We start from the raw sequence: 24,023 nt of genomic DNA, 5'->3' as shown, positions 1-24,023 counted from the left end.
TGTAATGGTGGCGAGGTTCAAACCCGGTAGAAATCCCGGTACCAGCCGACGAATGCGGCAACGCCGTGCTCCAGCGGTGTGCTCGGCGAAAAATCGATCCAGCGCGTCAGTGAGTCGACATCCGCCCAGGTTTCCAGCACGTCACCGGCCTGCAAGGGCAGGTACTTGCGCCGGGCCTTGATGCCCAGCGTGTTTTCCAGGCACTCGACGAACTCCAGCAGCCGCACGGGCTGGCCGCGGCCGATGTTGAACAGCTGGCAGGGTGCTTGCCCGGCGCCGGGCTGCGGGGCCTTCAGGCGCAGGCGCAGGACGCTCTCGACGATGTCGTCGACATAGGTGAAGTCACGCGCCATCTGGCCATGGTTGTAGACCTCGATCGGCTGGCCAGCGAGCATCGCCCGGGTGAACTTGAACAGCGCCATGTCGGGGCGGCCCCACGGGCCGTAGACGGTGAAGAAGCGCAGGCCAGTGACCGGCAACTGGTACAAGTGCGCGTAGCTGTGCGCCATCAACTCGTTGGCGCGTTTGCTTGCGGCATACAGCGAAATCGGCTGCTCGACCGGGTCGTCGATGCTGAATGGCTGCTTGCTGTTGGCGCCGTACACCGAGCTGCTGGAGGCATAGACCAGGTGACGCGGTGGGTGCTGGCGGCAGGCTTCGAGCAGGTTGAGAAAACCGGTCAGGTTGGACTGCCCGTAGACACTGGGGTTGTCCAGCGAGTAGCGCACACCGGCCTGCGCCGCCAGGTGGATCACTTCGCTGAATGGCTGCCCGGCGAACAGTTGCTGCAGGTCGGCCGCATTGGCGATGTCGACCGTCTGGAAGCGGAAGTTGCGGTAGGTCAGCAACTGTTGCAGGCGTGCCAGTTTGAGTTCGACGCTGTAGTAGGCATTGAGGTTGTCGATGCCGACCACCTCGACGCCCGCTTCGCACAAACGGCGCGCCAGGTGAAAACCGATGAATCCGGCTGCGCCGGTGATCAGAACGGTCATGGCTGTTTCACCTGGCCACGGCCGATGCCGTAGTACGTGAGGCCGGCGGCGGCCATGTGCTCGGGCTCGAACAGGTTGCGACCGTCGAACACCACGCGGTCAGCCAGCTGCTGCGGGACCTTGTCCAGGTTCAGCACCCGGTAGTCTTGCCATTCGGTGACGATCACCAGGGCATCGGCGCCTTCCAGCGCATCGTCCTTGCAGGGCACCAGCGTCAGGTCGGGGCGCTGGCCGTAGTGCCGCTGAATGTCCTCCATGGCCTGCGGGTCGTGGGCCTGGACGCTGGCGCCGGCGGCCCACAGCGCTTCGAGCAACACCAGGCTGGAGGCTTCGCGAATGTCATCGGTGTTGGGTTTGAACGATAGCCCCCACAAGGCGAAGACCTTGCCCTGCACCCCGCCTGGGTAGTGGCGCTGGATCTTGCTGAACAGGCGGCTCTTCTGCCGCTGGTTGACAGCCTCTACTGCACTTAGCAGCTGCGGGTCGAAGCCTACGGCCTCGGCACTCTTGCGCAGTGCCTGCAGATCCTTGGGGAAGCACGAACCACCGAAACCGCAGCCGGGGTAGATGAAGTCATAGCCGATGCGCGGGTCCGAGCCGATGCCGCGACGGACCATTTCAATGTCGGCACCCAGGAGCTCGGCCAGGTTGGCCATTTCGTTGATGAAGGAAATCTTGGTCGCCAGCATGCAGTTGGCGGCGTACTTGGTCAGCTCGGCGCTGCGTGCATCCATGACCATGAGCTTTTCGCGGTTGCGGCTGAATGGCTGGTACAGCTCGCGCAGCAGCTCGACCTCGGCCGGTGCGGCACCGCCAATGATGATGCGGTCCGGGCGCATGCAATCATCCACCGCCGAGCCTTCCTTGAGGAATTCGGGGTTGCTGATGACCTGGTAGCGTTCGCCATCGGCCACGGCCTGGCCGATGCGCGCCTTGATGCGGTCTACCGTGCCGACCGGCGAGGTGGACTTGTTGACGATGACCTTGGGGCCATCGGCATGTTGGAGGATGCTGTCGACCACGGCGAACACATGGCGCATGTCGGCACTGCCATCGGCCTGGGGCGGGGTGCCGACGGCGATGAACTGCAATTTTGCATGTTGCACCGCTTCACGGGCGTCGGTGGTGAAACGCAGGCGACCGCAAGCCAGGCTCTTTTCCAGCAGCGGCGCAAGGCCGGGCTCGAAGATCGGGCAATGCCCCTTGCTGAGGGTTGCAACCCGTTCGGCATTGATATCCATGCACAACACCGAATGCCCCACCTGGGCCAGGCAGACTGCCTGAGTCAGGCCGACATAGCCGGTACCAAAAACCGTAACCTTCATTCAGCAGCTCCATGGTGTGAACCTGTAGTCGGTAGCCCTGCACGCAGGGGCTTGGGATTCGGCCGGACAGATCCTTGGCGAAAAAGCTGAAAAAAAATGTCACATTCTTGTTTAATTTTTGTTACCTGAGCCCGCCGGCCGATGCTGCTCGGCCTGGCGACTTCTTGCGCACCCGTTAGTTTCTGGAAATAAAAGACGTACAGCTGCCATCAGCGCGAAAAAGCGCAACTGGCGAGGCCTGGTATTAGCGGGGGAAAATCAGCACATGTAACGTGCACGCGCCCCAATCAGGGGAAGGCACAAATCGAGAGCTTAGACAGCCATTTATGAAGTGCCAGAAAGACGGGCGCTTTCTTAGGAATAAGTTGAAGTAAGAGGTGACAGTTGTATGACAGTAACTGTCGAGAAATTGCTTTAGATGTGGTTGATTCTTTTTCCTGTTTGTCAGCCGCGCACGGCATTGCATTGTCCACCGTTCGCGTCGAGAGACTAAACTTAAATCCGATACATACCCATTATCCCGCTGACCACCGCTCCCCTTGAACCGGATTTCCTCGTCGACGGTGGCCTTCTTGCAGAGGAGGGCAGGTCATGGACGAGGCAAGGCTTCACGAATTCGTGGGTAAGCTGGTTGGAGACATGGGCGCTGCGGCGACCCTGGCCAATGTGATCCTCGGCGATGAGCTCGGGCTGTATCGGGCCATGGCAGACAGCCAGCCGACCAGCCCCGAGGCACTGGCGGCGAAGACCGGATGCCACCCACGGCTGGTGCGTGAATGGCTCAACGCCCAGGCAGCGTCTGGCTACATGGTGCATGACAAGGGCACCTTCGTCCTTCCAGAGGAGCAGGCCATGGCCCTGGCGCTGGAAGACTCGCCGGCCTACATGGCCGGTGGCGCGGCGGTCATCGCGGCGCTGTTCCATGACAAGGACAAGCTGGTGGCGGCCATGCGCGGCGACGGCGGGCTGGCCTGGGGTGACCACCACCCGTGCATGTTCAGTGGCACCGAGCGCTTCTTCCGGCCCGGTTACCGCACCTTTCTGGTCGCGGACTGGCTGCCGGCGCTGGAAGGTGTGGTAGCCAAGCTGCAGGCCGGGGCCAAGGTGGCGGATGTCGGTTGTGGCCATGGCGCCTCGACCCTGGTCCTGGCGCAGGCGTTTCCAGCGTCTACCTTCACGGGCTATGACTACCACGCACCGTCCATTGCCACGGCCAACGAGCGTGCGCGCGAAGCGGGGCTTGCGGGGCGCGTGAGCTTCCAGCAGGCATCGGCCAAGGATTACCCGGGGCATGACCACGACCTGGTGTGCTTCTTCGATTGCCTGCATGACATGGGCGACCCCGTGGGCGCGGCGAAGCATGCCTACCGGGCGCTGAAGGCGGACGGCACGGTGATGCTGGTGGAACCCTATGCCGAGGATTCGCTGGAGGGCAACCTGACGCCGGTCGGGCGCTTGTTCTATGCGGCGTCGACGTTCATCTGCACGCCGAATTCGTTGTCCCAGGAAGTGGGGCTGGGGTTGGGGGCCCAGGCCGGGGAGGCGCGGTTGCGGGCGGTGTTCGAGGAGGCGGGGTTCACACAGTTCCGGCGGGCGACGCAGACACCGTTCAACCTGATCCTGGAGGCCCGTAAATAGGTGACAACCGGCACTGGCGTCTTCGAGGCGTCGAACCGCCGCGAAGGGGCCGGGCCTGGTAAAGCAGAAGGGGCGCCATGTTGGCGCCCCTTCTGTTTACTGCTTAGGCTTCAGCGTCCCAGGGACGATCGCCATTTTCATCTTTCACGCGGGTCGGCAGGCCCATCACGTCCAGCGCCTTGAGGAACGGCTCGGCTGGCAGCTCCTCGACGTTGACCATGCGCTTGGCATCCCACTCGCCACGGGCGACCAGCAAGGCCGCGGCCACTGGCGGTACACCGGCGGTGTAGGAAATACCCTGGCTATCGGTCTCGGCGTAGGCTTCTTCGTGGTCGGCCACGTTGTAGATGAACACTTCGCGCGGCTTACCGTCCTTGGTGCCCTTGACCAGGTCACCGATGCAGGTCTTGCCGGTGTAGCCCGGGGCCAGCGAGGCCGGGTCAGGCAGCACGGCCTTGACCACTTTCAGCGGCACCACTTCCAGGCCTTCGGCAGTCTTCACCGGTTGCTCGGACAGCAGGCCGAGGTTCTTCAGCACGGTGAACACATTGATGTAGTGCTCGCCGAAGCTCATCCAGAAACGCACGTTCGGCACATTGAGGTTCTTCGAGATGGAATGAACTTCGTCGTGGCCGGTCAGGTACAGGTTCTGCGAACCTACTACCGGCAAGTCGTCGGTACGCTTGACTTCGAACATGGTGTTGCTGGTCCACTGGCTGTTCTGCCAGCTCCATACTTGCCCGGTAAACTCACGGAAGTTGATTTCCGGGTCGAAGTTGGTAGCAAAGTACTTGCCATGGGAACCGGCATTGACGTCGAGAATATCGATCGAATCAATGCTGTCGAAGTACTGCTGCTGCGCAAGTTTTGCGTAGCTGTTCACCACACCCGGGTCGAAACCGACGCCGAGAATGGCGGTAATGTTCTTTTGTTGGCACTCTTCGAGGTGTTTCCACTCGTAGTTGCCGTACCACGGCGGGGTCTCGCAGATCTTGCCCGGCTCTTCGTGGATGGCGGTGTCCAGATAGGCGACACCGGTATCGATGCAGGCACGCAGCACCGACATGTTGAGGAAGGCGGAACCGACGTTGATCACGATCTGCGATTCGGTCTCGCGGATCAGTGCCTTGGTCGCCTCGACATCGAGGGCATTGAGCGAGAAGGCCTGGATGTCGGCGGGTACCTTGAGGCTACCCTTGGCCTTGACGCTGTCGATGATGGCCTGGCATTTGGAGATGTTCCGTGACGCGATAGCGATACGACCCAGTTCGTCGTTATGCTGCGCGCACTTGTGGGCCACCACCTTGGCGACACCTCCTGCACCAATGATAAGAACGTTCTTCTTCAATTTACCTTTTGCTCCTTACTTGGAAAGCCGGTCTTACGACAGGCTGGAAACGTAGTCTTCAAAACCGAAATCGCGGACCACCTCGACGCTGCCGTCGAGCTGCTTGACCACGATGGATGGCATCTTCAGACCGTTGAACCAGTTTTTCTTGACCATGGTGTAGCCGGCCGTGTCGATGAACGACAGGCGGTCGCCGATGGCCAGCGGGCGGTCGAATTGGTATTCGCCGAAGATGTCGCCCGCCAGGCACGACTTGCCGCAGACCATGTAGGTGTGCTCGCCGTCGTTAGGGGCCATCTTGGCGTTGAGGCGGTAGATCAGCAGGTCGAGCAGGTGCGCTTCGATCGAGCTGTCGACCACGGCCAGGTGCTTGCCGTTGTACAGGGTGTCGAGCACGGTCACTTCCAGCGAGGCGCTGTTGGTGATGGCGGCTTCGCCTGGTTCCAGGTAGACCTGCACGCCGTACTTCTGCGAGAAGGCTTTCAGGCGCGCGCAGAAGGCGTCCAGGGCATAGCCTTCGCCGGTGAAGTGGATGCCGCCACCGAGGCTGACCCACTCGACCTTGTGCAGCAGGTGGCCGAAGCGCTCTTCGATGTGCGACAGCATCTTGTCGAACAGGCTGAAGTCACCGTTCTCGCAGTTGTTGTGGAACATGAAGCCGGAGATCTGCTCGATCACCTGTTCGATCTTTGCCGGGTCCCATTCACCGAGGCGGCTGAACGGGCGGGCAGGGTCGGCCAGCAGGTAGTCGGAGCTGCTCACCTGCGGGTTGACGCGCAGGCCGCGGACCTTGCCTTCGGACTGTTCGGCGAAGCGCTGCAGCTGGCCGATCGAGTTGAAGATGATCTTGTCGCAGTTCTCGAGCATTTCCTCGATTTCGTCATCGGCCCAGGCCACGCTGTAGGCGTGGGTCTCTCCCGCGAATTTCTGGCGGCCGAGCTTGAGCTCGAACAGCGAGGACGAGGTGGTGCCGTCCATGTACTGCTGCATCAGGTCGAACACCGACCAGGTGGCGAAGCACTTGAGGGCGAGCAGTGCCTTGGCACCGGAGTTTTCGCGCACGTAGGCGATCTTCTCCATGTTGCTCAGCAGCTTGGTTTTGTCGATGAGGTAGTACGGCGTCTTGATCATTTAAAGGCCCCCGGCCAGGCCGGCCAAAAAAAAGACCCGCATTGTGCCTTCACTTGCCGCAGATCGAAAGGGCGGATGGTGTATTTCGTCTGCGCGGCTGTAGTTGCAGGTGAAATGTTTCGGCAGTGGTGGGTTCAGTAGTACAGGGGGAAATGAACAGCTTGATGACAGGCTGACCAATGGCTTGTGCTTGCCATGGCATTTTCAGCGCCTGTGAGACCGAGCGCCGCCCGCGCGGCGCATCGCGGATAAATCCGCTCCTACGTCTGTTTCGGGCCAATTGATCCTGGGAGATTTGCGCGCGAACGCCTTGGCGCATGGCTCGATATCGCGTCGTACGAGCAAGGCGGTCGCGCGCGACTGTTACAGGCGTTACTGGTCCGAAACAGATGTAGGAGCGGATTTATCCGCGATGCGCCGCGCGGGCGGCGCTCGGTCCCACAGGCGCTAAAGATGCCACGACGAACCCGGCAGCCATGCCGTCGTTCATTCCACCCTTTGATCGACCACCTTCAACCACTCTTGAATCTGATCCAGCGTAGCCGTTGCCCCGCCACACACCACCACCAGCACGTTCTGGTAACTGGCCAGGGCATCGGCTTCATAAGCCAGCGCCAGCGCCGCGCCGCACGCCGGCTCCACCAGCACCCGATGGTCCAGCAGGAAGCGCTCGCAAGCCTCCAGCGCAGCCCGGTCACTGACCAGGTGGCTGTGCACGGGATGCTGGCGGGTGCACGCCAGTGCCTGTTCGGCCACGCGCTTTGCGCCCAACGAGCTGGCCACCGAGGCGATGCGTTCGAGTTCCACCGTTTGCCCGGCCTGCATGGCTGCATGCAGCGATGCGGCGCCTGTGGTCTCCACGGCCAGCACTGGCACATCGCCCCAGCCATTGCGCTGCAACCCTTCGACCACACCGCTGAGCAAGCCACCGCCGCCAACCGAGAGCACCACCGCATCCGGCTTGAGCCCGGCTGCCGCGACTTCGTCGACCAGGCTGGCATGCCCGGCCCACAGCAGTGGGTCGTCGAACGGGTGAATGAAGGCATCATCTGCACCGACCAACGTCAATGCCCGTTCATTGGCTTCTTGCCACGAGCTGCCATGTACCACCACCTTGGCTTCTTCCAGGCGCAGCAGTTGCCTGGCCCGTTCGGTGGTGGTCTCGGGCACCACCACGGTCACCGGCACCCCCAGCTTGCGCCCTGCATAAGCCACCGCCAGCCCGGCATTGCCGCCCGACGAAGACACGAAGTGGCGTGCGCCCCGCGCATGGTGCACCTCGCAGGCGTGGCCGACCCCGCGCAGCTTGAACGAGCCACAGGGCTGCAGGGCGTCGAGCTTCAGCCACACGGCACCGCCGGTGGCCAGCGACAGCGGGCGGGATTCAATCAGAGGGGTGTGGATGTGCAGGGTCATTGGCTCGCTCCGCGCAGTTGCTCAAGGTAGTTGTAAATGGTGTAACGGGTCACGCCAAGGGCAGCGGCGGCTTTTTCCACGCCGCCTTTGACGATGAACAGGCCGCGTTCCTGCATCACCCGCACGGCTTCGACCTTGGCCTGTTTGTTCATCCGCCCCTGGCCGCTGCGTTGCAGCGCGCCTTCGATGATCTCGCCCATCAGCAGCGCCATGTCGGCGGGCTCGCTGCCATTGGCCTCGGCCGGCGTAGCGCCCAGTGGCTGCAGCTGGCGAAGAAAATCCATGGCGGCGTCCAGGCCGGTGACGTCGGTGTTGACGCACAGGCTGGCGAACGGGTGGCCGCTGCTGTCGCGAAAGATGGCCGTGGCACTGCGCAGGGTGCGGCCCTTGAGGGTGGTGGGGTAGTCGGGTAGTACCACGGGCTCGGCGCCTTGCTGATCGGCGCTGGCCTGCATCAGGGCCTTGAAACCCTGGTCTTGCTCCGGGGCGGCGAGGATCGGGCTGCCAACTGCGCGGCCCGAGAGATGGCCGTTGACGATCGCCACGACGGAGTGTTCCGGGTGGTCGAGGTCGTGCAGGAGGATTTCCATGTTGCGCGCGGCAACGCTGCCCAAGGCCTGGATGGCGGCCTTGAGGACGGTGAGGGTGAGCTGGCGTTCTTCAGCTGGGGACATGGGGTGATCACTGAATTCAACTTATTGTGTATTTTTGCACATTAAGTTGAATTCTGCGATTGGCTTTTCCAGCCTCATTCGCGGGTGAACCCGCTCCCACAGGAGCTCCACCGCCTTCAGGGCCTGTGCAGTACCTGTGGGAGCGGGTTCACCCGCGAATGGGCCGCCAAGCGGCCCCTGTAAATTAGCCCAGGGCTGGCGTGCGCGGCGGAATCATACGGCGCGAGCCAGTGGCCTCGAAGGCCGCAGCAAAGCTCAGCAGTGCATTGTCGGTATACGCCTTGCCGGCAAAGGTCAGCCCCACCGGCATGCCGATATCGGCCATCACGCCCATCGGCACGGTCACGGTCGGCACGCCCAGGTGACGGATGGCCAGGTTGCCGTTGGCCACCCAGATACCGTTGCTCCAGGCGATGTCCGCCGAAGCCGGGTTGACGTCGGCGTCGGCCGGGCCGACATCGGCCACGGTCGGGAACAGCACGGCGTCAAGGCCCTGCGCGTCCATCCAGTCTTCGAGGTCCATCTTGCGGGTCTTTTCCAGCCCGCGCAGGCCATCGGGCAGTGTCTCGATCTGGTCCCAGGTCTTCAGGCCGCGCTTGGCCATGTTGACGTATTCGTCCATGCCGGCGGCCAGGTCGTCCTCACGGTTGGGCAGAGTGCCCGGGTCGTGCGGGAAGATCTGCGGGCCATCGACATCGGCCAGGCGGTTGAGTTTCGGGTCATCGTTGGCACGCAGGAAGTCGTCGAAGGCCCAGCCCGACAGCTCCCACAGTTCGTCATGGAGGAATTCCTTGCTGACGATGCCACGGTTGTAAACGGTCGGCGCGCCCGGGCGGTCGCCTTCGCAGTTGGACACCAGCGGGAAGTCGACTTCCAGCACTTCGGCGCCGGCTGCTTCCAGGGCCAGGCGTGCCTGCTGCCACAGGGCGATGACGCTGTCGCGGGTATTGATGCGTTGGCCGGTCGGGCCGCCGATGCCAGGCTTCTCGGAGGTGCCGGCGGCTTCGTCCTTGTTGATGTACATGCGCGGCACGCCAAAGCGCTTGCCCTTGAGGGCGCTGGCGTCGACGGCCAGGTCAAGGTAGGACGCCGGGCGCACGGAGGAGGCGGCCGGGATCGCTACCCAAGGCTGCAGGCGCCACAGGTCGCCGCGCTTGTCGGCATCGTCGGCGACCACGACGTCGAGGATTTCCAGCAGATCGGTCATGGTCCGGGCGTAGGGCACCACCACGTCCATGGTTGGCGTCAGCGGCCAGTTGCCGCGCACCGAGATCACGCCGCGCGACGGGGTGTAGGCGCACAGGCCGTTGTTCGAGGCCGGGCCGCGGCCGCTTGACCAGGTTTCCTCGGCCAGGCCGAAGGCGCTGAAGCTGGCGGCGGTGGCGGTACCGGCGCCGTTTGACGAGCCAGAGGCGAATGGAGCAGTCAGGTAGCTGGCGTTATACGGGCTTTCGGCGCGGCCATAGACGCCACGCTGCATGCCGCCATTGGCCATCGGTGGCATGTTGGTCTTGCCCAGGCACACGGCACCGGCGGCGCGCAGGCGCTCGATGGTGAAGGCGTCGCGCTGGGCGACCAGGTCCTTGAATGCCGGGCTGCCGGAAGCGGCAGTCAGGCCTTTGACCAGGTAGCTGTCTTTGGCGGTGTAGGGGATGCCATCCAGCGGGCTCAGGGGCTGGCCCTTGGCGCGGCGGGCGTCGGAGGCTTCGGCTTCCTTGAGCGCTTCAGGGTTGCGCACTACCACGGCGTTCAGCGCGGTGGCGGTGTCGGCGCCGTCATAGGCGTCGATGCGTGCCAGGTAGGCCTTGACCAGCTCGACCGCCGTCGTGCGGCCGGTTTCGAGCGCGTCGCGCAGCTCGGCAATGGAAACCTCGGTTACCTCGATCATGCTTTCACCAAAATTTGTGCAGGTTGGGGCTAGTGCGAGGAGTGTACAAGAAGGGATCGGGGGAGGGAGGTTTGCGCCGCAGAAATGGTTTTTTGCAACGGGGCATTGTCGGGGCCGCACAGCGGCCCCGTTACCCTTGGTTCAATCCAGGTCAGCCGCCGAATGCCGCTCGGGCACCTGGCTGGCTTCATCACCCCAGGTGCGGTTGACCCGGGTGCCACGTTGCACGGCCGGGCGTTGGGCGATGGCTTCGGCCCAGCGCTGCACGTGTGGGTATTCATCTACCGCGAGGAACTCGGCCGCACCGTACAGGTTGCCGCGCACCAGTTGGCCGTACCATGGCCACACGGCGATATCGGCGATGCTGTACTCGTCGCCACCGAGGTAGCGGCTGACCGCCAGGCGGCGTTCCAGCACATCGAGTTGGCGCTTGGCTTCCATGGTAAAGCGGTTGATCGCGTACTCGAATTTTTCCGGCGCGTACACATAGAAGTGGCCGAAGCCGCCGCCAAGGTAGGGGGCGGAGCCCATCTGCCAGAACAGCCAGTTCAGGCTTTCGGTGCGTGCGGCCGGGGTTTTGGGCAGGAAGGCGCCGAACTTTTCCGCCAGGTGCAGCAGGATCGAGCCAGATTCGAACACCCGTACCGGCGGCTCGACGCTGCGGTCGAGCAGGGCGGGGATCTTCGAGTTGGGGTTGACCTCGACGAAGCCGCTGGAGAACTGGTCGCCCTCACCGATGCGGATCAGCCAGGCGTCGTACTCGGCGCCGCTGTGGCCCAGGGCGAGCAGCTCTTCGAGGAGGATGGTGACCTTGACGCCGTTGGGTGTGGCCAGGGAGTACAGTTGCAGCGGGTGCTTGCCGACCGGCAGGTCCTTGTCATGGGTCGGCCCGGCGATCGGCCGGTTGATGCTGGCGAACTGGCCGCCGGACGCGGCATCGTTGCGCCAGACCTTGGGCGGGACGTAAGGGGGCTTGCTCATGCAGAAGTTCTCCTTGGAAAGCGCGAAAGCGACCACGTAAGGCGGTGGACCTGCATCTATGCCACGGGTTCGGAGAAAAGCGCAAATGCATTGGGCGCGGGCGTCAGCTGCATGGCGCGTAGGGCCACAGCTGCGCCGCGATCAGCCGGTCATACGGCAGGCTGCAGCGGGTACCTGTCTGGGTGCGGTAGTGCACGCGCCGGTCGGCGGCGTCGACATGCGAGGCAGTGCCTTGTACCAGGCACAGGTTGCACTGAGCCAACGGCTGTTGCAGTTCGGCCTGCGGCGCCAGCAACGTTACCTGGGCATCCCGCTGGCCCTGCAGGTTCAGTTGGCGGATTGCGCTCAGGGCGCTCCATGGGCCGGCGATGCCGGTGCCAATGATCAGGATATTGTTCATCGTTGTGCTCCTGGAACGTCAGAAAGACACAGTAGACCGTAATTGCAGTCAACGATGTTACAGGGCCAGCTGGCAGATCTTTTCAAAATGTTGGCGGGGTGATTACCCAGATCACCACGGCGTCCACTTCACCAGGGTTGCCATAGCGGTGTGGCGCCTGGCTGGAGAAGCTGAAGCTGTCGCCTTCGGCCAGCAGGAAGTGGCGCTCACCCACCCATACCTCGAAACTGCCCGAGAGCACATAACCCGCTTCGTCACCCTCATGGCTGTAGCTCTGCTGGCTGTAGGTGCCCGGTGGAAAGCGCGAGTGCAGCATCTCCAGCTGGCGGTTGGGTTGCGGGGTCAGCAGCTGGTCGACGATGCCGTCCTCGTAATGCACGCTCAGCCGGCTGTTGCGCCGCACCACGTAACCCTGGTCTTCGGGGGCGGTAGTGGCTTCGCTGGCGAAGAACCACTGGATGGTCACGCCGAGGCTGCGGGCGATGTTGAACAGCGCCGGGATCGACGGGTACGACAGGTTGCGCTCCAGCTGGCTGATGTAGCCGGCGGTCAGCTCGCTGTGCGCCGCCAGCTCTGCCAGGGTCATGCCGCGGCGCTTGCGCAAGCCGCGGATGCGGCCGCCGAGGAACTGCGGCGCGGCGCCGCCATCTTCGGCGGCGGGCGGGATCTGGGGGTGCTGGCTCATGCGTTTCGGTCCATCGGGAAAGCCGCAGTATGGACAGGCTCAGAGCGCCCAGGCAACTGTCAGGCCGTCGTGGATGGCCTCTTCGACAGTGCGTGGGGCCAGGCAGTCGCCGATGCGCCGTACCTCCACCAAGCCTGCCAGTTCCGCCGCCAGGGTGTCCTGCGGTTGATGGCCGAGGCACAGCACCAGGCTGTCGATGTCCTCGAAGATCATCGGTTCACCGCTGGCGGTGTGCTGCAGGTACACGGTGTTGTCGTCGCTGCCGTACAGGCGGGCATAAGGCGTGATCGGTATGCCCAGGCGGTGCAGTTCGCCGGCCAGCTGGTCGCGTACATACAGCGGCAGGCTTTCGCCGCAGTGGGTGCCGTTCACTGCCAGCTGCACCTGGTGGCCGTCGCGCACCAGGCGCTCGGCGATGCCCGGGCCGATCCAGTCGCTGCGCCAGTCGATCACCAGCACCGAGCGGCCGAGGCTGACCTCGTTGCGCAGTACCTGCCAAGCGTCCACCACCTGCAATTCGCCGCTGCGTTCGAACGATGGCCAATAGGGCGTGGCGCCGGTAGCGGCAATCACCAGGTCGGGGCGTTCACGCTCGACCAGGGCGCGGTCGACACGCGTATTACGTACTACGCGTACGCCTGCCAGTTCCATCTCCCGCTGCAAATTGGTACTGGCGCCGCCGAACTCGCTGCGCCGCGGCAGCAATTGTGCGAGCTGTATCTGGCCACCGAGTTGTGTACTGGCTTCGTACAGCGTGACCTCATGCCCGCGTGCCGCGGCAACGGCTGCAGCCTTCATGCCGGCGGGGCCGCCCCCGGCCACCAGGATGCGCTTGCGCACGGTAATGGGAACCGGTGTTTCATACTGCAGTTCGCGGCCGGTTTCCGGGTGCTGGATGCAGGAGATCGGCAGCCCTTTGTGGAAGTGGCCGATGCAGGCTTGGTTGCAGGCGATGCAGGCACGCACGTTCTCGATCTTGCCGCCTTCGGTTTTGGCTGGCATCTGCGGGTCGCAGATCAGCGCGCGGGTCATGCCACACACGTCGGCCTGGCCACGCGCCAGGATCAGTTCGGCTTCCTGCGGCTGGTTGATGCGCCCGGTGACGAACAACGGAATGTTCAGGTGCTGCTTGAAGGTCCCGGCCTCGCGCGCCAGGTAGGCCGGCGCGACAGCCATGGGCGGCACGATATGCACGGCGCCGCCCAACGACGCAGAGGTGCCGGCGACGATATGCAGGTAGTCCACCTGATCTTGCAGGGCTTGGGCGGCGGCGAGTGACTCGTCTTCGCTCAGGCCCTCGCTGTCGCGCTCGTCGGCACTGATGCGCAGGCCGACAATGAACTGCTCGTCGGTGGCCGCCCTGACTGCCGCCAGCACTTCGCGCAGAAAGCGCAGGCGCTGTTCCAGCCCGCCGTTGTAGCCGTCGTTGCGCTGGTTCACCCGTGGGTTAAGGAACTGCGCTGGCAGGTAGCCGTGGCTGGCCACTACCTCGACACCGTCCAGGCCGGCCTGGTGCAGGCGCCGGGCGGCGCTGGCATAGCCCTGGACGATCTCGTCGATCATCGGCTGGTCCAGCGCACGCGGCATCACCCGGAAGCGTTCGTTGGGTACCGACGAGGCCGAGTAGGCCACCGCCAGCAGGCCGTCCGCGGACTCCATGATCTCCCGCCCCGGATGGAACAGCTGCGACAGCACCACCGTGCCGTGGGCATGGCAGGCCTCGGCCAGGCGCCGGTAGCCGTCGATGCAGGCGTCGTCGGTGGCCATCAGCACGTGCGAAGTGTAGCGGGCACTGTCGTGCACCCCTGCCACTTGCAGCACGATAAGGCCGACGCCGCCGGCGGCACGGGCGCGCTGATAGGCGATGAGCTTGTCGTTGACCAGGTTGTCGGTGGGCAGGCAGGTGTCGTGGCCGGTCGACATGATGCGGTTTTTCAGGCGTTTACCGCGGATCTGCAGGGGTTCGAACAGGTGGGTGAAGGCGGTCGTCATGCGGGCGGCTCCGGTGCGGTGTTGTTCTTGTTTTTCTCATGAAAGTGTAGCGGTAGTAAAAAATCAACTTGTTTTTTTACTGGTGCCGGACTAGCTTTTTCCCAGCCACGGCAGTGGCGCGTGACCTCACCAAAACAAGAAACGGGCCTTCGAGCTCTCGCTGGAAGGTACCGACAGGAGGCAACTCGATGCAGGCATTTCCCCGCAATACCGGCCTTTGCGCAGCGCTGTTGGCCCTAGGCCTGGGCAGTGTGCAAGCGGCGCCGCAGATGGTCGTGGTCGGCTATGGCGGCGCCGGTCAGAAAGCCCAGGATGTGGCGATCTTCCAGCCTTTCAGCGCCCAGGACGGCAGCAAGTTGATCCAGAGCGAATACAACGGCGAGATGGCGCGCATCCAGGTGATGGCCGATACCGGTAATGTCGACTGGGACGTGGTGCAGATCGAGGGGCCGGACCTGATGCGCGGCTGCGACGAAGGGATCTACGAGCACCTCGACTGGCAGCGGCTGGGGCATGCCGCCGAACTGATCCCTGCTGCCGCCCAGGACTGCGGCTCGGCAGCGCTGGTGTGGAGCGTGGCGATTGCCTACGACCGCAACAAGCTGGCCCAGGCGCCGAGCTCTTGGGCCGATTTCTGGAACGTGCAGAAGTACCCGGGCAAACGCGGGCTGCGCAAGCGCGCGGTGTATAACCTGGAGTTCGCCCTGTTGGCGGACGGGGTCAAGGTTGAGGACGTGTACAAGGTCCTGTCGACCCCGGCAGGTGTCGAACGTGCCTTTGCCAAGCTGACTGAACTCAAGCCGTATATCCAGTGGTGGGATGCTGGCGCGCAGCCGGCGCAATGGCTCACGGCGGGTGATGTGGTGATGACCTCGACCTACAGCGGCCGCATCGCCGTGGCCGCGCAGCAGGGCAGCCCGCTGGCGGTGGTCTGGCCCGGTAGCCTGTATGGAATGGACTATTGGGCAATCATCAAGGGCTCCAAGCATGTCGATCAGGCCAAGCGGCTGATCAGCTATGCCAACCAGCCGGATACCCAGGTGCGTTATGTCGAGCAGATCCCCTATGGGCCGACCAACACCCAGGCGGCGGCCAAGCTTGACCCGGCGCTGGCCAGCTGGGTGCCGACCTCGCCAGAAAACCTGCAGGGCGCGCTGGCGATGAATGTGGAGTTCTGGGTCGACCATGGCGAAGAGCTGGAACAGCGCTTCAATGCCTGGGCCAGTAAATGATGTAGCTTATCGGGGCCGCGTTGCTGCCCATCGCCGGCATGCCAGCCGCCGCACACGCAAACCTGCGCGGTACGTGTGGGCGCTGGCTTGCCGGCGATGGGCTGAACAGCAGCCAAAAAAACAACAGGAAGAACAACCATGACCGCCACGGAACAGACCCTGCGCCAGCAACTGGCCGCATGCTACCGCCTGATTGCCCATTTCCGCATGTCGGACCTGATCTTCACCCATATTTCGCTGCGCCTGCCAGGCCCCGAGCACCATTTCCTGATCAACCCCTATGGCCTGTTGTTCGACGAAATCACCGCGTCGAGCCTGGTGAAAATCGACCTGCAGGGCCAGCCGGTAGAGCCCACCGAACACCCGGTCAACCCGGCCGGGTTCGTCATCCACAGCGCCATCCATGCCGCCCGCGAGGATGCCCAGTGCGTGCTGCACACCCACACCCGCGCCGGTTGCGCGGTGGCGGCGCTGGAGTGCGGGTTGCTGCCGGTCAACCAGATGTCGATGGAGTTCCATGGCAAGGTCGCCTACCACGCTTACGAAGGCATTGCCCTGGACCTGGATGAGCAGCAACGGCTCGTGGCGGACCTGGGCGACAAACCGGTGATGATTTTGCGCAACCATGGCCTGTTGACCACCGGGCGCTCGGTGGCCGAGGCGTTTCTGCGCATGTATTACCTGGAGAAGGCCTGCGAGATCCAGCTGGCGGCGCAGAGTGCCGGGCCGCTGGTACTGCCCCCGGAAGCGGTGTGCGCGCATACCGAACGGCAGTTCAATGAGCCGATGCGGGGCTTGAAACAGGGCGAGCTGAATGACCCGGATGCGCTGCAACTGGCCTGGGGGGCTTTGTTGCGAATGCTGGAGCGGATTGCGCCTGATTATCGAAACTGACTAACCACTCGTTCGCGGATAAATCCGCTCCTGCAACGCCAGTGGACTTGTTGTAGGAGCGGATTTATCCGCGAAGGGCCGGCACTGGCGATCTTGGTACACGGCCATTCGCGCGTTCAGTTTCGGTGGCAACGCGATCAGCGCGCCCGCGGCACGCTCATGCTGGCCGGTGCCTCTGCGGCCCGCCGGCGCGCCACCCAGTAGTACAGCACGCTAGGCACCACCAGCCCGATCAGCCATGACACATCCACGCCACCCAGGTGCGCGACCATTGGGCCGGTGTACAGCTTGGTATCGATGAACGGCATCTGCACCAGCACGCCGAGTGTGTAGACGCTGATGCCAGGCCAGTTCCAGCGGCCGTAGCGTCCCTCGGGGTCGGCCAGGGCCGGGATGTCGTAGCGCTCTTTGGTGATGAAGTAATAGTCCACCAGGTTGACCGCGCTCCAGGGCACGAAGAAGGTCAGCAGGAACAGGATGAACGACTTGAATGCACTGAGGAACGAATGCTGGCCGAGCAGGGCTACCAGGGTGGCGGCGCCGACGATGGCCAGCACGAACACCAGGCGCTGAACGCGGCTGATCGCCAGGTGGCCACGAAAGCCGCTGATGATGGTGGCGATACACATGAAGCTGCCGTAGGAGTTCAGCGTCGAGATGGTCACCTTGCCGAAGGCGATGCTGAAGTACAGCAGCGCAGCGGTGGTGCCGGCCCCGCCGAGGCCGACGATGTAGGCCACTTCACGTCCGGAAAACTCCCCGCCGGCAATCGCTGCGGCGAACACGCCGAGGATCATCGACGCTTGGGCGCCGATGACCGAACCCAGGCCGGCGGCGAGGAAGGTCTTCACCGGCGAGGTGCTGCTCGGCAGGTAGCGAGAGTAATCCGCCACGTAGGGGCCGAAGGCGATCTGCCAGGAGGCGGCCAGCGACACCGCGAGCAGGAAGGTGGCCCAGCTGAAGTGGCGGTTTTCAAGCAGTTGGCCGATGTCGGCAAGCATGAGGATGCGGCTGAACAGGTACACGAAGGCAATGATGCCCAGCACGCTGGCGACCCGGCCGATCCAGTGGATCACGCGATAGCCGGCCAGGGTGGCGAGCACGATCACCGAGGCGAAGATGAGGATGCCGGTGCTATCGCTGACACTCAGCAACTGGCCGATGGCTTGCCCGGACAGCACCGTGCCGGTGGCGGTGAAGCCCAGGTACATCAGGCACACCAGCACCATCGGGATGGCCGCGCCATAGACACCGAACTGCACGCGGCTGGAGATCATCTGCGGCAGGCCAAGGCGCGGGCCCTGGGCCGCATGCAGGGCCATGACCGCGCCGCCGATGAGCTGGCCTAGCAGCAGGCCGATCAACGACCAGAACACGTCGCCGCCCAGCACCACGGCCAGGGCGCCCGTGACGATGGCGGTAATCTGCAGGTTGGCACCGAGCCACAGGGTGAATTGGCTGTACAGCTTGCCATGGCGCTCGGCTTCGGGAATGTAATCGATAGAGCGCCGTTCGAGCACGGATTTGCGAGACATTTGTGGGCTCCACTTCATTGTTTTTGTGTCAGGGAAAGGGTGACGCCTGCAGGCCGCGCAGATGGCGTCTGCCTGATATGAGCATGTCTATACAAGTAGGGTCAAGTGAAGCCTGCAAGGGCATAACAGCCAATCTGTTGTGCAAGGGTTGGCCACAACTGTGCTGGTCCCTGGCGGGAAAATGGCCTTATGCTGTTACGAAATATGTCTAGAACGCCTGAAGAAGGAAGCTGCAATGCCGCTCAAGGACCTGCTGATCGCCCTGGTGGTGATTGTCGCCTGGGGAGTCAATTTCGTGGTCATCAAGGTCGGCCTCGATGGCTTGCCGCCGATGCTGCTGGGGGCGTTGCGCTTTTTGCTGGTGGCGTTTCCGGCGGTTCTTCTGGTCAAGCGGCCGAAGCTGCCATGGCGCTGGCTGATTGCCTATGGCGCGACCATCTCCCTGGGCCAGTTCGCCTTCCTTTTCCAGGCCATGTACAGCGGCATGCCGCCGGGCCTGGCGTCGCTGGTGCTGCAGTCACAGGCGTTCTTTACCCTCGGCTTTGCCGCGCTGTTCCTTGGTGAGCGCCTGCGTCTGGCCAGTGTGCTGGGGTTGCTGGTCGCCGCCAGCGGCCTGGCGCTGATCGGCAGTGAAGACAGTGGCCATGTGCCGCTGTTGGCGTTGCTGCTGACCTTGTGTGGCGGGGCCATGTGGGGCATGGGCAACATCATCACCCGCCGCTTTGGCTCGGTGGACCTGGTGGCGCTGGTGATCTGGGGCGGGTTGATTCCACCGTTGCCCTTCCTGGCCTTGTCGTGGTGGCTGGAAGGGCCGGAGCGGATCGGCCACTCGCTGGCCAATATCGGTTGGAGCTCGGTGCTGGCACTGGCTTACCTGGCGTTCGTTGCCACCATGCTCGGCTACAGCTTGTGGAGCCAGTTGCTGTCGCGCCACCCGGCAGGCAAAGTGGCGCCGTTTTCGCTGCTGGTGCCGGTGATTGGCCTCAGCTCCTCGGCCTGGTTGCTGGGTGAGCGGCTGACGGCGGTGCAAGGGTGGGGGGCACTGCTGGTGATGCTCGGCCTGCTGGTCAATGTGTTCGGGGCGAAGCTGGGGCAGCGCCTGCGGGCGGCCAGCGCGCAATGAGCTGAAGGCCCCATCGCCGGCAAGCGCGGCGCCCACATGGATCGGCCAGGTTTTAGACGTTGAGCATGACAGAAGCGCCCACAGCTACTGCATACACCTGAAAAACCGTGAATCATTTGTGAGCGCTGGTTGCCGGCGATTGGTTTTTGGCGTTTGGTAGACTTGGTTTTTTTTTGCAAGGCCAAGGAGCTCAGCATGATCATCTCTACTACCAGCCAGCTCGAAGGCCGCCCGATTGCCGAGTACCTTGGCGTGGTCAGCTCCGAATCGGTGCAGGGCATCAACTTCGTGCGCGATTTCTTCACCCGTTTTCGTGACGTCTTCGGTGGCCGTTCGCAGACCCTGGAAAGCGCCCTGCGCGAGGCCCGCGAGCAGGCCACCGAGGAGCTCAAGGCGCGGGCACGGCAGTTGCAAGCCGATGCAGTGGTGGGCGTGGACTTCGAGATCAGCATGCCGTCAGTGCAAGGGGGCATGGTCGTGGTGTTCGCCACCGGTACTGCCGTGCGGCTGAGGTAGCTAAATGCCACTGGTCGGGTCTGCCGGGTTTGGCCGGGCAGTCCGCTTGTGACCGGCTAGTCTCACAGTCACAGGTCGCGTTTTTCAGGTCAGCCCGTTGTTGGCCGACGCGGTCGCCACTGACATGGAGACAGGGCATGAGCGAGTCCTTTTTCGAAGACACGAATGATGCATTCCCGATCAACAGCCAGGTGCGTTGTGGGCAGGCGGCATTTCGCCTGGGCTTTGCCCACATGACCCTGGATGAATCAGAAGACCTCAAGCCAGCCCACCTGCAGCGCAGCAAGAAGGGCCGCTTCACGCCAAGGGTGCCGGCCAGAAAGTAAGCCTGCGAAAAAGTGAACCTGCTCACACAACCCCGCCCGATGGCGGGGTTTTTGTTGGTGTTGCTTGATCCTGCTCATGGTAACCGCGAGTTGCCCTCGCGGCGCTTGCGCAGTTGTGGTCTTCTGGCGCGGCATTCAGGAAAGAGAGGATTGATTTTCCATGCGAGTCAGGGACGAGACCTATTGGCAGTGGGCCGATGCACAGTTGCATAGCCGCTGCCACGACGAAGTACTCAGCGACGGCACCACGCTGGACATCCAGGTGCGTCTGTCGCGGCTCGGCGCCACGCAGCTGTTCCTCGGGCTGTACGGCCAGGACGGCAGGGCGCTGCTGGAGGAGTACTACCCGGCGCGGCCGGGCGAAACCATGACCCGCGCGCTGGTGTGGGGAGTAGACCGGGCTCGGGCGCTGGCCACGGGTGCGTTGCCGTTGCCCGTGGTGCCGCGGCGCCTTCAGGCCTGAGGGTGGCGCGCGCTGGCGGCCTGGACGATGCGCTGGGCCGGCACCTGAAGCTGGCGCAGCAGGTAGTCGGCGAAAGCCGGCTCCCAAGGCTGCAAGGCAATTGCATCGCGCATGCACGTCAGCCAGATTCCCGCGTGTTGCGCGTCGATCGGCCATTGCGCATGGAACGACGGGATACCGATCGAGCCATAGCGTTCGGCGTACAGCGGTGGCCCGCCCAGCCAGCCACTGAGGAAGCACGCCAGCTTGTCGCGCGAGCCAGCGAGATCGGCCGGGTGCATCTGCCGCACCGGGGCGGCGACTGGGTTCTGGTCCATCAGCCGGTAGAAGTCGTCGACCAGTCGGCGCAGGCCGTCGATGCCGCCAGCGGCCTGGTACGAAGCGTCGCCAGTGCCATATGCAGGGGTAGTCATGCTGGGCTCCACAATCACGGGCCGGCATTCTAGCAGGCATGAAAAAGCCCGGCCTATGCAGGCCGGGCTCCGTAAGTGGTGGCGAACCCTCAGTTCAGCGGTTCGATCACCTTGACTGCCTGCCGCTCACGGGCGGCGGGCCATTCTTGTTGCAGGGTCTGCAGGACGCGGCCGACGAACTCGGTATCGGCGGCGGCCTTCTTGCCGACGTAGCCCTGGCCGCGGCGGTAGACCTTGAAGCGTGCGCGCATGCTAGGCAGGTGCGCTTCAAATTCATCTTCGACAGTGTTTGGCGGCAGGCGGTCGATGCGCACCTCGCCGGTCTGGCTGACCCACAGCAGGTGGTCGTCGAGGCTGTCCTTGCGTACTGCGAACAGCTGGGCCAATTGGTCGATTGTCGGATTGTTGTTCAAGTTCATCATAAAGCCCCCATCACCTATTTGTTGTTGATTGTCACAGTTGGCGCCACAGGTTGTAGCGCACTACCAAGGCTGCTACAGCAGCATCGCAACAGGGGCTTTCTCACGCTGCCTTTTGGACAGATTCCCTCTCCACGGACGGCCTGCGTTACCGCGCAAACCGTCTGGAACACCCTTGCCACCGCTCCCGATCAGGGAGACGGCTTCATCATGCACAAGGGCGAGGAATGGCGTCAATGGTTTTGTAGTGAATATTTTTTCTCACTACATGTTGTCTGACAATCCATCTGGCGGTGACTTAGCGGTCAAAATTGGACAGGATCTGGAAGGCCGCGCGCACACGGGCTTCATTAGGGTAATTGCGGTTGGCGAGCAGGGCGATGGCCTTGCCTTCGGCTGGGACGAAGGCGGCGTAGACGCCGAAGCCGTTGGTGGAGCCGGTCTTGTTGTACCAGGCCGCCGGCAGTGCAGGCAGAGGCGGGTTCAGGCGCTGAGTGGCCTGGGGTTCGCGGATCAGCCGCGGGCTATTGCCATCGACCAGGGTGTCCAGGCTGACCGGGTAGGGGTAGCGCTCCCAGCCCAGGCCCTGGGTCATGTTGCCGACGCTGAAGTAACCGGCCTGGGTGATGGCGATGGCTTTGCGCAGTGGCGCTGCAAGTTCGGTCGCTTGCATGTTCAGGCGCAGGTAACGCAGCAGGTCGCTGGCGCTGGTCTTGATGCCATAGGCTTCGTCGGCGTACGGGCCAGGGCTGACCCGCACGGGGCGGTTCTGCGCGTCATAGCCCTGGGCATACAGGCCTTGCTCGCTTTGTGGTACCTGCAGGTACGTGTGTCGCAAGCCCAGCTCCGGCAACAGGTGCCTGGTCATGACATCGGCGAAGGTGCGCTGCTGCGCACGCGCCGCAAGGTCGCCGAACAGGCCCAGGCTCGGGTTGGAGTAGCAACGCTGGGTGCCGTGCTCGCTGCGCGGCTGCCAATTGCGGAAGAATGCCAGCGTCTGTTGTGGCGTCTGCACTGCGTCCGGGAACTGTAATGGCAGGCAATCGGCGCTGTAGGCCCCGAACTCCAGCACGCTGAGGTCGCCTAGAGGCGCACCGGCAAGCGCTGGCTGGTAGCGCCGGGCTGGGGCGTTCAGGTCGAGCTTGCCTTCGGCGCTGGCCAGGGCGGCGAGGGTGGCCGTGTAGGTCTTGCTCAGCGAGCCGATCTCGAACAGCGTGTCGGCAGTTACCGCCTTGCTGTCGGCTTTGCTGGCCACGCCATAATTGAAGTAGTGGGCCTGACCGTTGACGTAGACCGCCACGGCCATGCCGGCGATGTCCTGCTCTTTCATCAGGGGCCGGATAACTTCGTCCACTTTGGCCTGCATCGGCCCGGCAGCGTGCGCCGAGGCGAGGCCGAACAGGATGAGCAGTGGGGCGAGACGTACACGTGGCATGCAAAGGTCCTATTTGTGAGAGTGTCCGTTGAGCGACACCGATGGGGGTTCCGGCGTTAGCAGGAAAAAGCCTCAGACCTTATCGTCTGCCCTTGCACAACGACAAGATGGAAAACGTTATGAAGTATTTGCGCATGTTGTTCGACAACTTCACCCTATGCCTGCTCGGGGTGGTACTGATCGCCACCGTGCTGCCTTGCTCGGGCGACGGCGCGGTGTATTTTGGCTGGTTGACCAACCTGGCGATCGGCCTGTTGTTTTTCCTGCACGGTGCCAAGCTGTCGCGCGAGGCGATCATCGCCGGTGCTGGCCACTGGCGTCTGCATCTGCTGGTGTTCTCCTGCACGTTCGTGATGTTCCCGCTGCTGGGTCTGGCGTTCAAACCGTTGTTCGTGCCGCTGGTGGGCAACGAGCTGTACCTGGGCGTGCTGTACCTGTGCGCGCTGCCGGCCACCGTGCAGTCGGCCATCGCCTTCACCTCGCTGGCCCGCGGCAACGTGCCTGCGGCCATCTGCAGCGCTGCCGCTTCCAGCCTGATCGGTATCTTCCTGACGCCGCTGCTGGTCATGCTGCTGCTGGGGGCCAGTGGCGATACCGGTTCGGGGCTGGATGCCGTGTTGAAAATTACCCTGCAGCTGCTGGTGCCGTTCGTGGCCGGGCAGATCGCACGGCGCTGGATCGGTGCCTGGGTCAAGAAGAATGCCCGCTGGCTCAAGATCGTGGACCAAGGTTCGATCCTGCTGGTTGTCTACACCGCGTTCAGCGAGGCCGTGGTCACCGGCCTGTGGCACACCGTGTCGCCACAGCACCTGGCGGGGCTGTTCGCCGTCTGCGGTATCCTGCTGGCGGTGGTGCTGTTCGGTACGCGAATGCTGGGCAAGGTACTGGGCTTCAACCTGGAAGACCGCATCACCATCCTGTTTGCCGGCTCCAAGAAGAGCCTGGCGACCGGGGTGCCGATGGCGCAGGTGTTGTTCGTGGGTAGCGGCATCGGCGCGATGATCCTGCCGCTGATGCTGTTCCACCAGATCCAGCTGATGGTGTGTGCGGTACTGGCGCAGCGCTATGCCAGCCGTGAGCAGGCGGCTGAGGGCGCTACCGCTTCTTCCTGATAGCTTCATGTTGTCTGTACTGGCCTTTTCGCGGGTAAACCCGCTCCCACAGGTACTGCACCACCTTCGAGCTTGGTGAATATCC

Annotated in this window: 21 protein-coding genes and 2 pseudogenes; 8 read left to right on the top strand and 15 right to left on the bottom strand. The window is 63.5% G+C overall.

Features of this window, described 5'->3' with window-relative positions; all coding sequences use genetic code 11:
- Positions 1-17: 17 nt before the first annotated feature.
- Both APH27_RS04405 and APH27_RS04400 read right to left on the bottom strand, forming a co-directional pair.
- Positions 18-992, bottom strand: coding sequence for an NAD-dependent epimerase (locus tag APH27_RS04405; protein WP_060484093.1), 975 nt, complete (start codon positions 990-992; stop codon positions 18-20).
- Positions 989-2,317: a UDP-glucose/GDP-mannose dehydrogenase family protein gene (locus APH27_RS04400; protein WP_060484092.1), complete on the bottom strand. Its 1,329-nt coding sequence runs from the start codon at positions 2,315-2,317 to the stop codon at positions 989-991. The genes APH27_RS04405 and APH27_RS04400 overlap by 4 nt, the downstream gene beginning before the upstream one ends.
- Positions 2,318-2,908: 591 nt before the next feature.
- Between APH27_RS04400 and APH27_RS04395 the strand changes: the two genes are divergently transcribed.
- Complete coding sequence (locus APH27_RS04395) at positions 2,909-3,955, top strand: class I SAM-dependent methyltransferase (RefSeq protein WP_060484091.1); 1,047 nt, start codon at positions 2,909-2,911, stop codon at positions 3,953-3,955.
- Positions 3,956-4,058: 103 nt separating this feature from the next.
- Here the strand turns inward: APH27_RS04395 and APH27_RS04390 are convergent, their stop codons facing one another.
- From APH27_RS04390 to APH27_RS04350, 9 genes and pseudogenes are all read right to left on the bottom strand, one after another.
- On the bottom strand, positions 4,059-5,303 hold the full coding sequence (locus APH27_RS04390; RefSeq protein WP_054887353.1) for a saccharopine dehydrogenase family protein: 1,245 nt from the start codon (positions 5,301-5,303) through the stop codon (positions 4,059-4,061).
- Between the two features lie 33 nt (positions 5,304-5,336).
- Entirely contained in the window at positions 5,337-6,434 is a 1,098-nt protein-coding gene (locus APH27_RS04385) for a carboxynorspermidine decarboxylase (protein ID WP_027916816.1), read from the bottom strand.
- Positions 6,435-6,920: 486 nt separating this feature from the next.
- Positions 6,921-7,850, bottom strand: a complete 930-nt coding sequence (locus tag APH27_RS04380; protein WP_060484090.1) for a pyridoxal-phosphate dependent enzyme — start codon at positions 7,848-7,850, stop codon at positions 6,921-6,923.
- A complete protein-coding gene (locus APH27_RS04375; RefSeq protein WP_060484089.1) occupies positions 7,847-8,524 on the bottom strand; it encodes a transcriptional regulator in 678 nt (225 codons plus the stop codon). Before APH27_RS04375 ends, APH27_RS04380 begins: the two co-directional genes overlap by 4 nt.
- Positions 8,525-8,708: 184 nt before the next feature.
- Positions 8,709-10,412: an amidase gene (locus tag APH27_RS04370; protein WP_027916813.1), complete on the bottom strand. Its 1,704-nt coding sequence runs from the start codon at positions 10,410-10,412 to the stop codon at positions 8,709-8,711.
- A gap of 141 nt (positions 10,413-10,553) precedes the next feature.
- Positions 10,554-11,393, bottom strand: a complete 840-nt coding sequence (gene yghU, locus APH27_RS04365) for a glutathione-dependent disulfide-bond oxidoreductase (RefSeq protein WP_060484088.1) — start codon at positions 11,391-11,393, stop codon at positions 10,554-10,556.
- A gap of 133 nt (positions 11,394-11,526) precedes the next feature.
- Positions 11,527-11,793, bottom strand: a pseudogene (locus APH27_RS04360) (NAD(P)/FAD-dependent oxidoreductase); the annotation flags it as partial.
- A gap of 82 nt (positions 11,794-11,875) precedes the next feature.
- A complete protein-coding gene (locus APH27_RS04355) occupies positions 11,876-12,478 on the bottom strand; it encodes a helix-turn-helix domain-containing protein (RefSeq protein WP_060484087.1) in 603 nt (200 codons plus the stop codon).
- Positions 12,479-12,517: 39 nt separating this feature from the next.
- Complete coding sequence (locus tag APH27_RS04350) at positions 12,518-14,470, bottom strand: FAD-dependent oxidoreductase (RefSeq protein WP_060484086.1); 1,953 nt, start codon at positions 14,468-14,470, stop codon at positions 12,518-12,520.
- A gap of 188 nt (positions 14,471-14,658) precedes the next feature.
- Between APH27_RS04350 and APH27_RS04345 the strand changes: the two genes are divergently transcribed.
- Together APH27_RS04345 and APH27_RS04340 are read left to right on the top strand one after the other, a co-directional pair.
- Positions 14,659-15,702 (top strand): ABC transporter substrate-binding protein, encoded by a 1,044-nt coding sequence (locus APH27_RS04345; RefSeq protein WP_060484085.1) that lies wholly within the window; start codon positions 14,659-14,661, stop codon positions 15,700-15,702.
- A 126-nt stretch (positions 15,703-15,828) separates the two neighbouring features.
- Positions 15,829-16,596 (top strand): annotated as a pseudogene (locus APH27_RS04340) (class II aldolase/adducin family protein); the annotation flags it as partial.
- Positions 16,597-16,733: 137 nt separating this feature from the next.
- On the opposite strand, the gene APH27_RS04335 reads toward APH27_RS04340, so the two are convergent.
- Positions 16,734-18,131, bottom strand: a complete 1,398-nt coding sequence (locus APH27_RS04335) for a cytosine permease (protein WP_060484084.1) — start codon at positions 18,129-18,131, stop codon at positions 16,734-16,736.
- 235 nt (positions 18,132-18,366) lie between these two features.
- Here APH27_RS04335 and APH27_RS04330 point away from each other — a divergent pair, with 235 nt between their 5' ends.
- From APH27_RS04330 to APH27_RS04315, 4 genes are all read left to right on the top strand, one after another.
- The gene (locus APH27_RS04330; protein ID WP_060484083.1) at positions 18,367-19,254 is read left to right on the top strand and encodes an EamA family transporter; all 888 of its coding nucleotides are present in this window, start codon (positions 18,367-18,369) and stop codon (positions 19,252-19,254) included.
- A 195-nt stretch (positions 19,255-19,449) separates the two neighbouring features.
- Complete coding sequence (locus tag APH27_RS04325) at positions 19,450-19,770, top strand: YbjQ family protein (protein WP_060484082.1); 321 nt, start codon at positions 19,450-19,452, stop codon at positions 19,768-19,770.
- 137 nt (positions 19,771-19,907) lie between these two features.
- Entirely contained in the window at positions 19,908-20,096 is a 189-nt protein-coding gene (locus tag APH27_RS04320) for a hypothetical protein (RefSeq protein WP_027916803.1), read from the top strand.
- A 160-nt stretch (positions 20,097-20,256) separates the two neighbouring features.
- Positions 20,257-20,559 (top strand): hypothetical protein, encoded by a 303-nt coding sequence (locus APH27_RS04315; RefSeq protein WP_060484081.1) that lies wholly within the window; start codon positions 20,257-20,259, stop codon positions 20,557-20,559.
- On the opposite strand, the gene APH27_RS04310 is transcribed toward APH27_RS04315, so the two are convergent.
- From APH27_RS04310 to ampC, 3 genes are all read right to left on the bottom strand, one after another.
- The gene (locus APH27_RS04310; protein ID WP_027916801.1) at positions 20,550-20,972 is read right to left on the bottom strand and encodes a group II truncated hemoglobin; all 423 of its coding nucleotides are present in this window, start codon (positions 20,970-20,972) and stop codon (positions 20,550-20,552) included. The genes APH27_RS04315 and APH27_RS04310 overlap by 10 nt on opposite strands.
- Before the next feature lie 89 nt (positions 20,973-21,061).
- Positions 21,062-21,394: a hypothetical protein gene (locus APH27_RS04305; protein ID WP_027916800.1), complete on the bottom strand. Its 333-nt coding sequence runs from the start codon at positions 21,392-21,394 to the stop codon at positions 21,062-21,064.
- A 295-nt stretch (positions 21,395-21,689) separates the two neighbouring features.
- On the bottom strand, positions 21,690-22,826 hold the full coding sequence (gene ampC / locus APH27_RS04300) for a class C beta-lactamase (RefSeq protein ID WP_060484080.1): 1,137 nt from the start codon (positions 22,824-22,826) through the stop codon (positions 21,690-21,692).
- 119 nt (positions 22,827-22,945) lie between these two features.
- Here ampC and APH27_RS04295 point away from each other — a divergent pair, with 119 nt between their 5' ends.
- Complete coding sequence (locus APH27_RS04295; protein WP_060484079.1) at positions 22,946-23,938, top strand: bile acid:sodium symporter family protein; 993 nt, start codon at positions 22,946-22,948, stop codon at positions 23,936-23,938.
- The last annotated feature ends 85 nt before the right edge of the window (positions 23,939-24,023 follow it).

It is taken from the genome of Pseudomonas sp. NBRC 111123 (assembly GCF_001320205.1).
In the GTDB taxonomy this organism is placed as follows: Bacteria; Pseudomonadota; Gammaproteobacteria; order Pseudomonadales; family Pseudomonadaceae; genus Aquipseudomonas; species Aquipseudomonas putida_J.
Note: the sequence above shows the minus strand (reverse complement) of the source record. Positions and strands in the feature narration are given on the sequence as shown.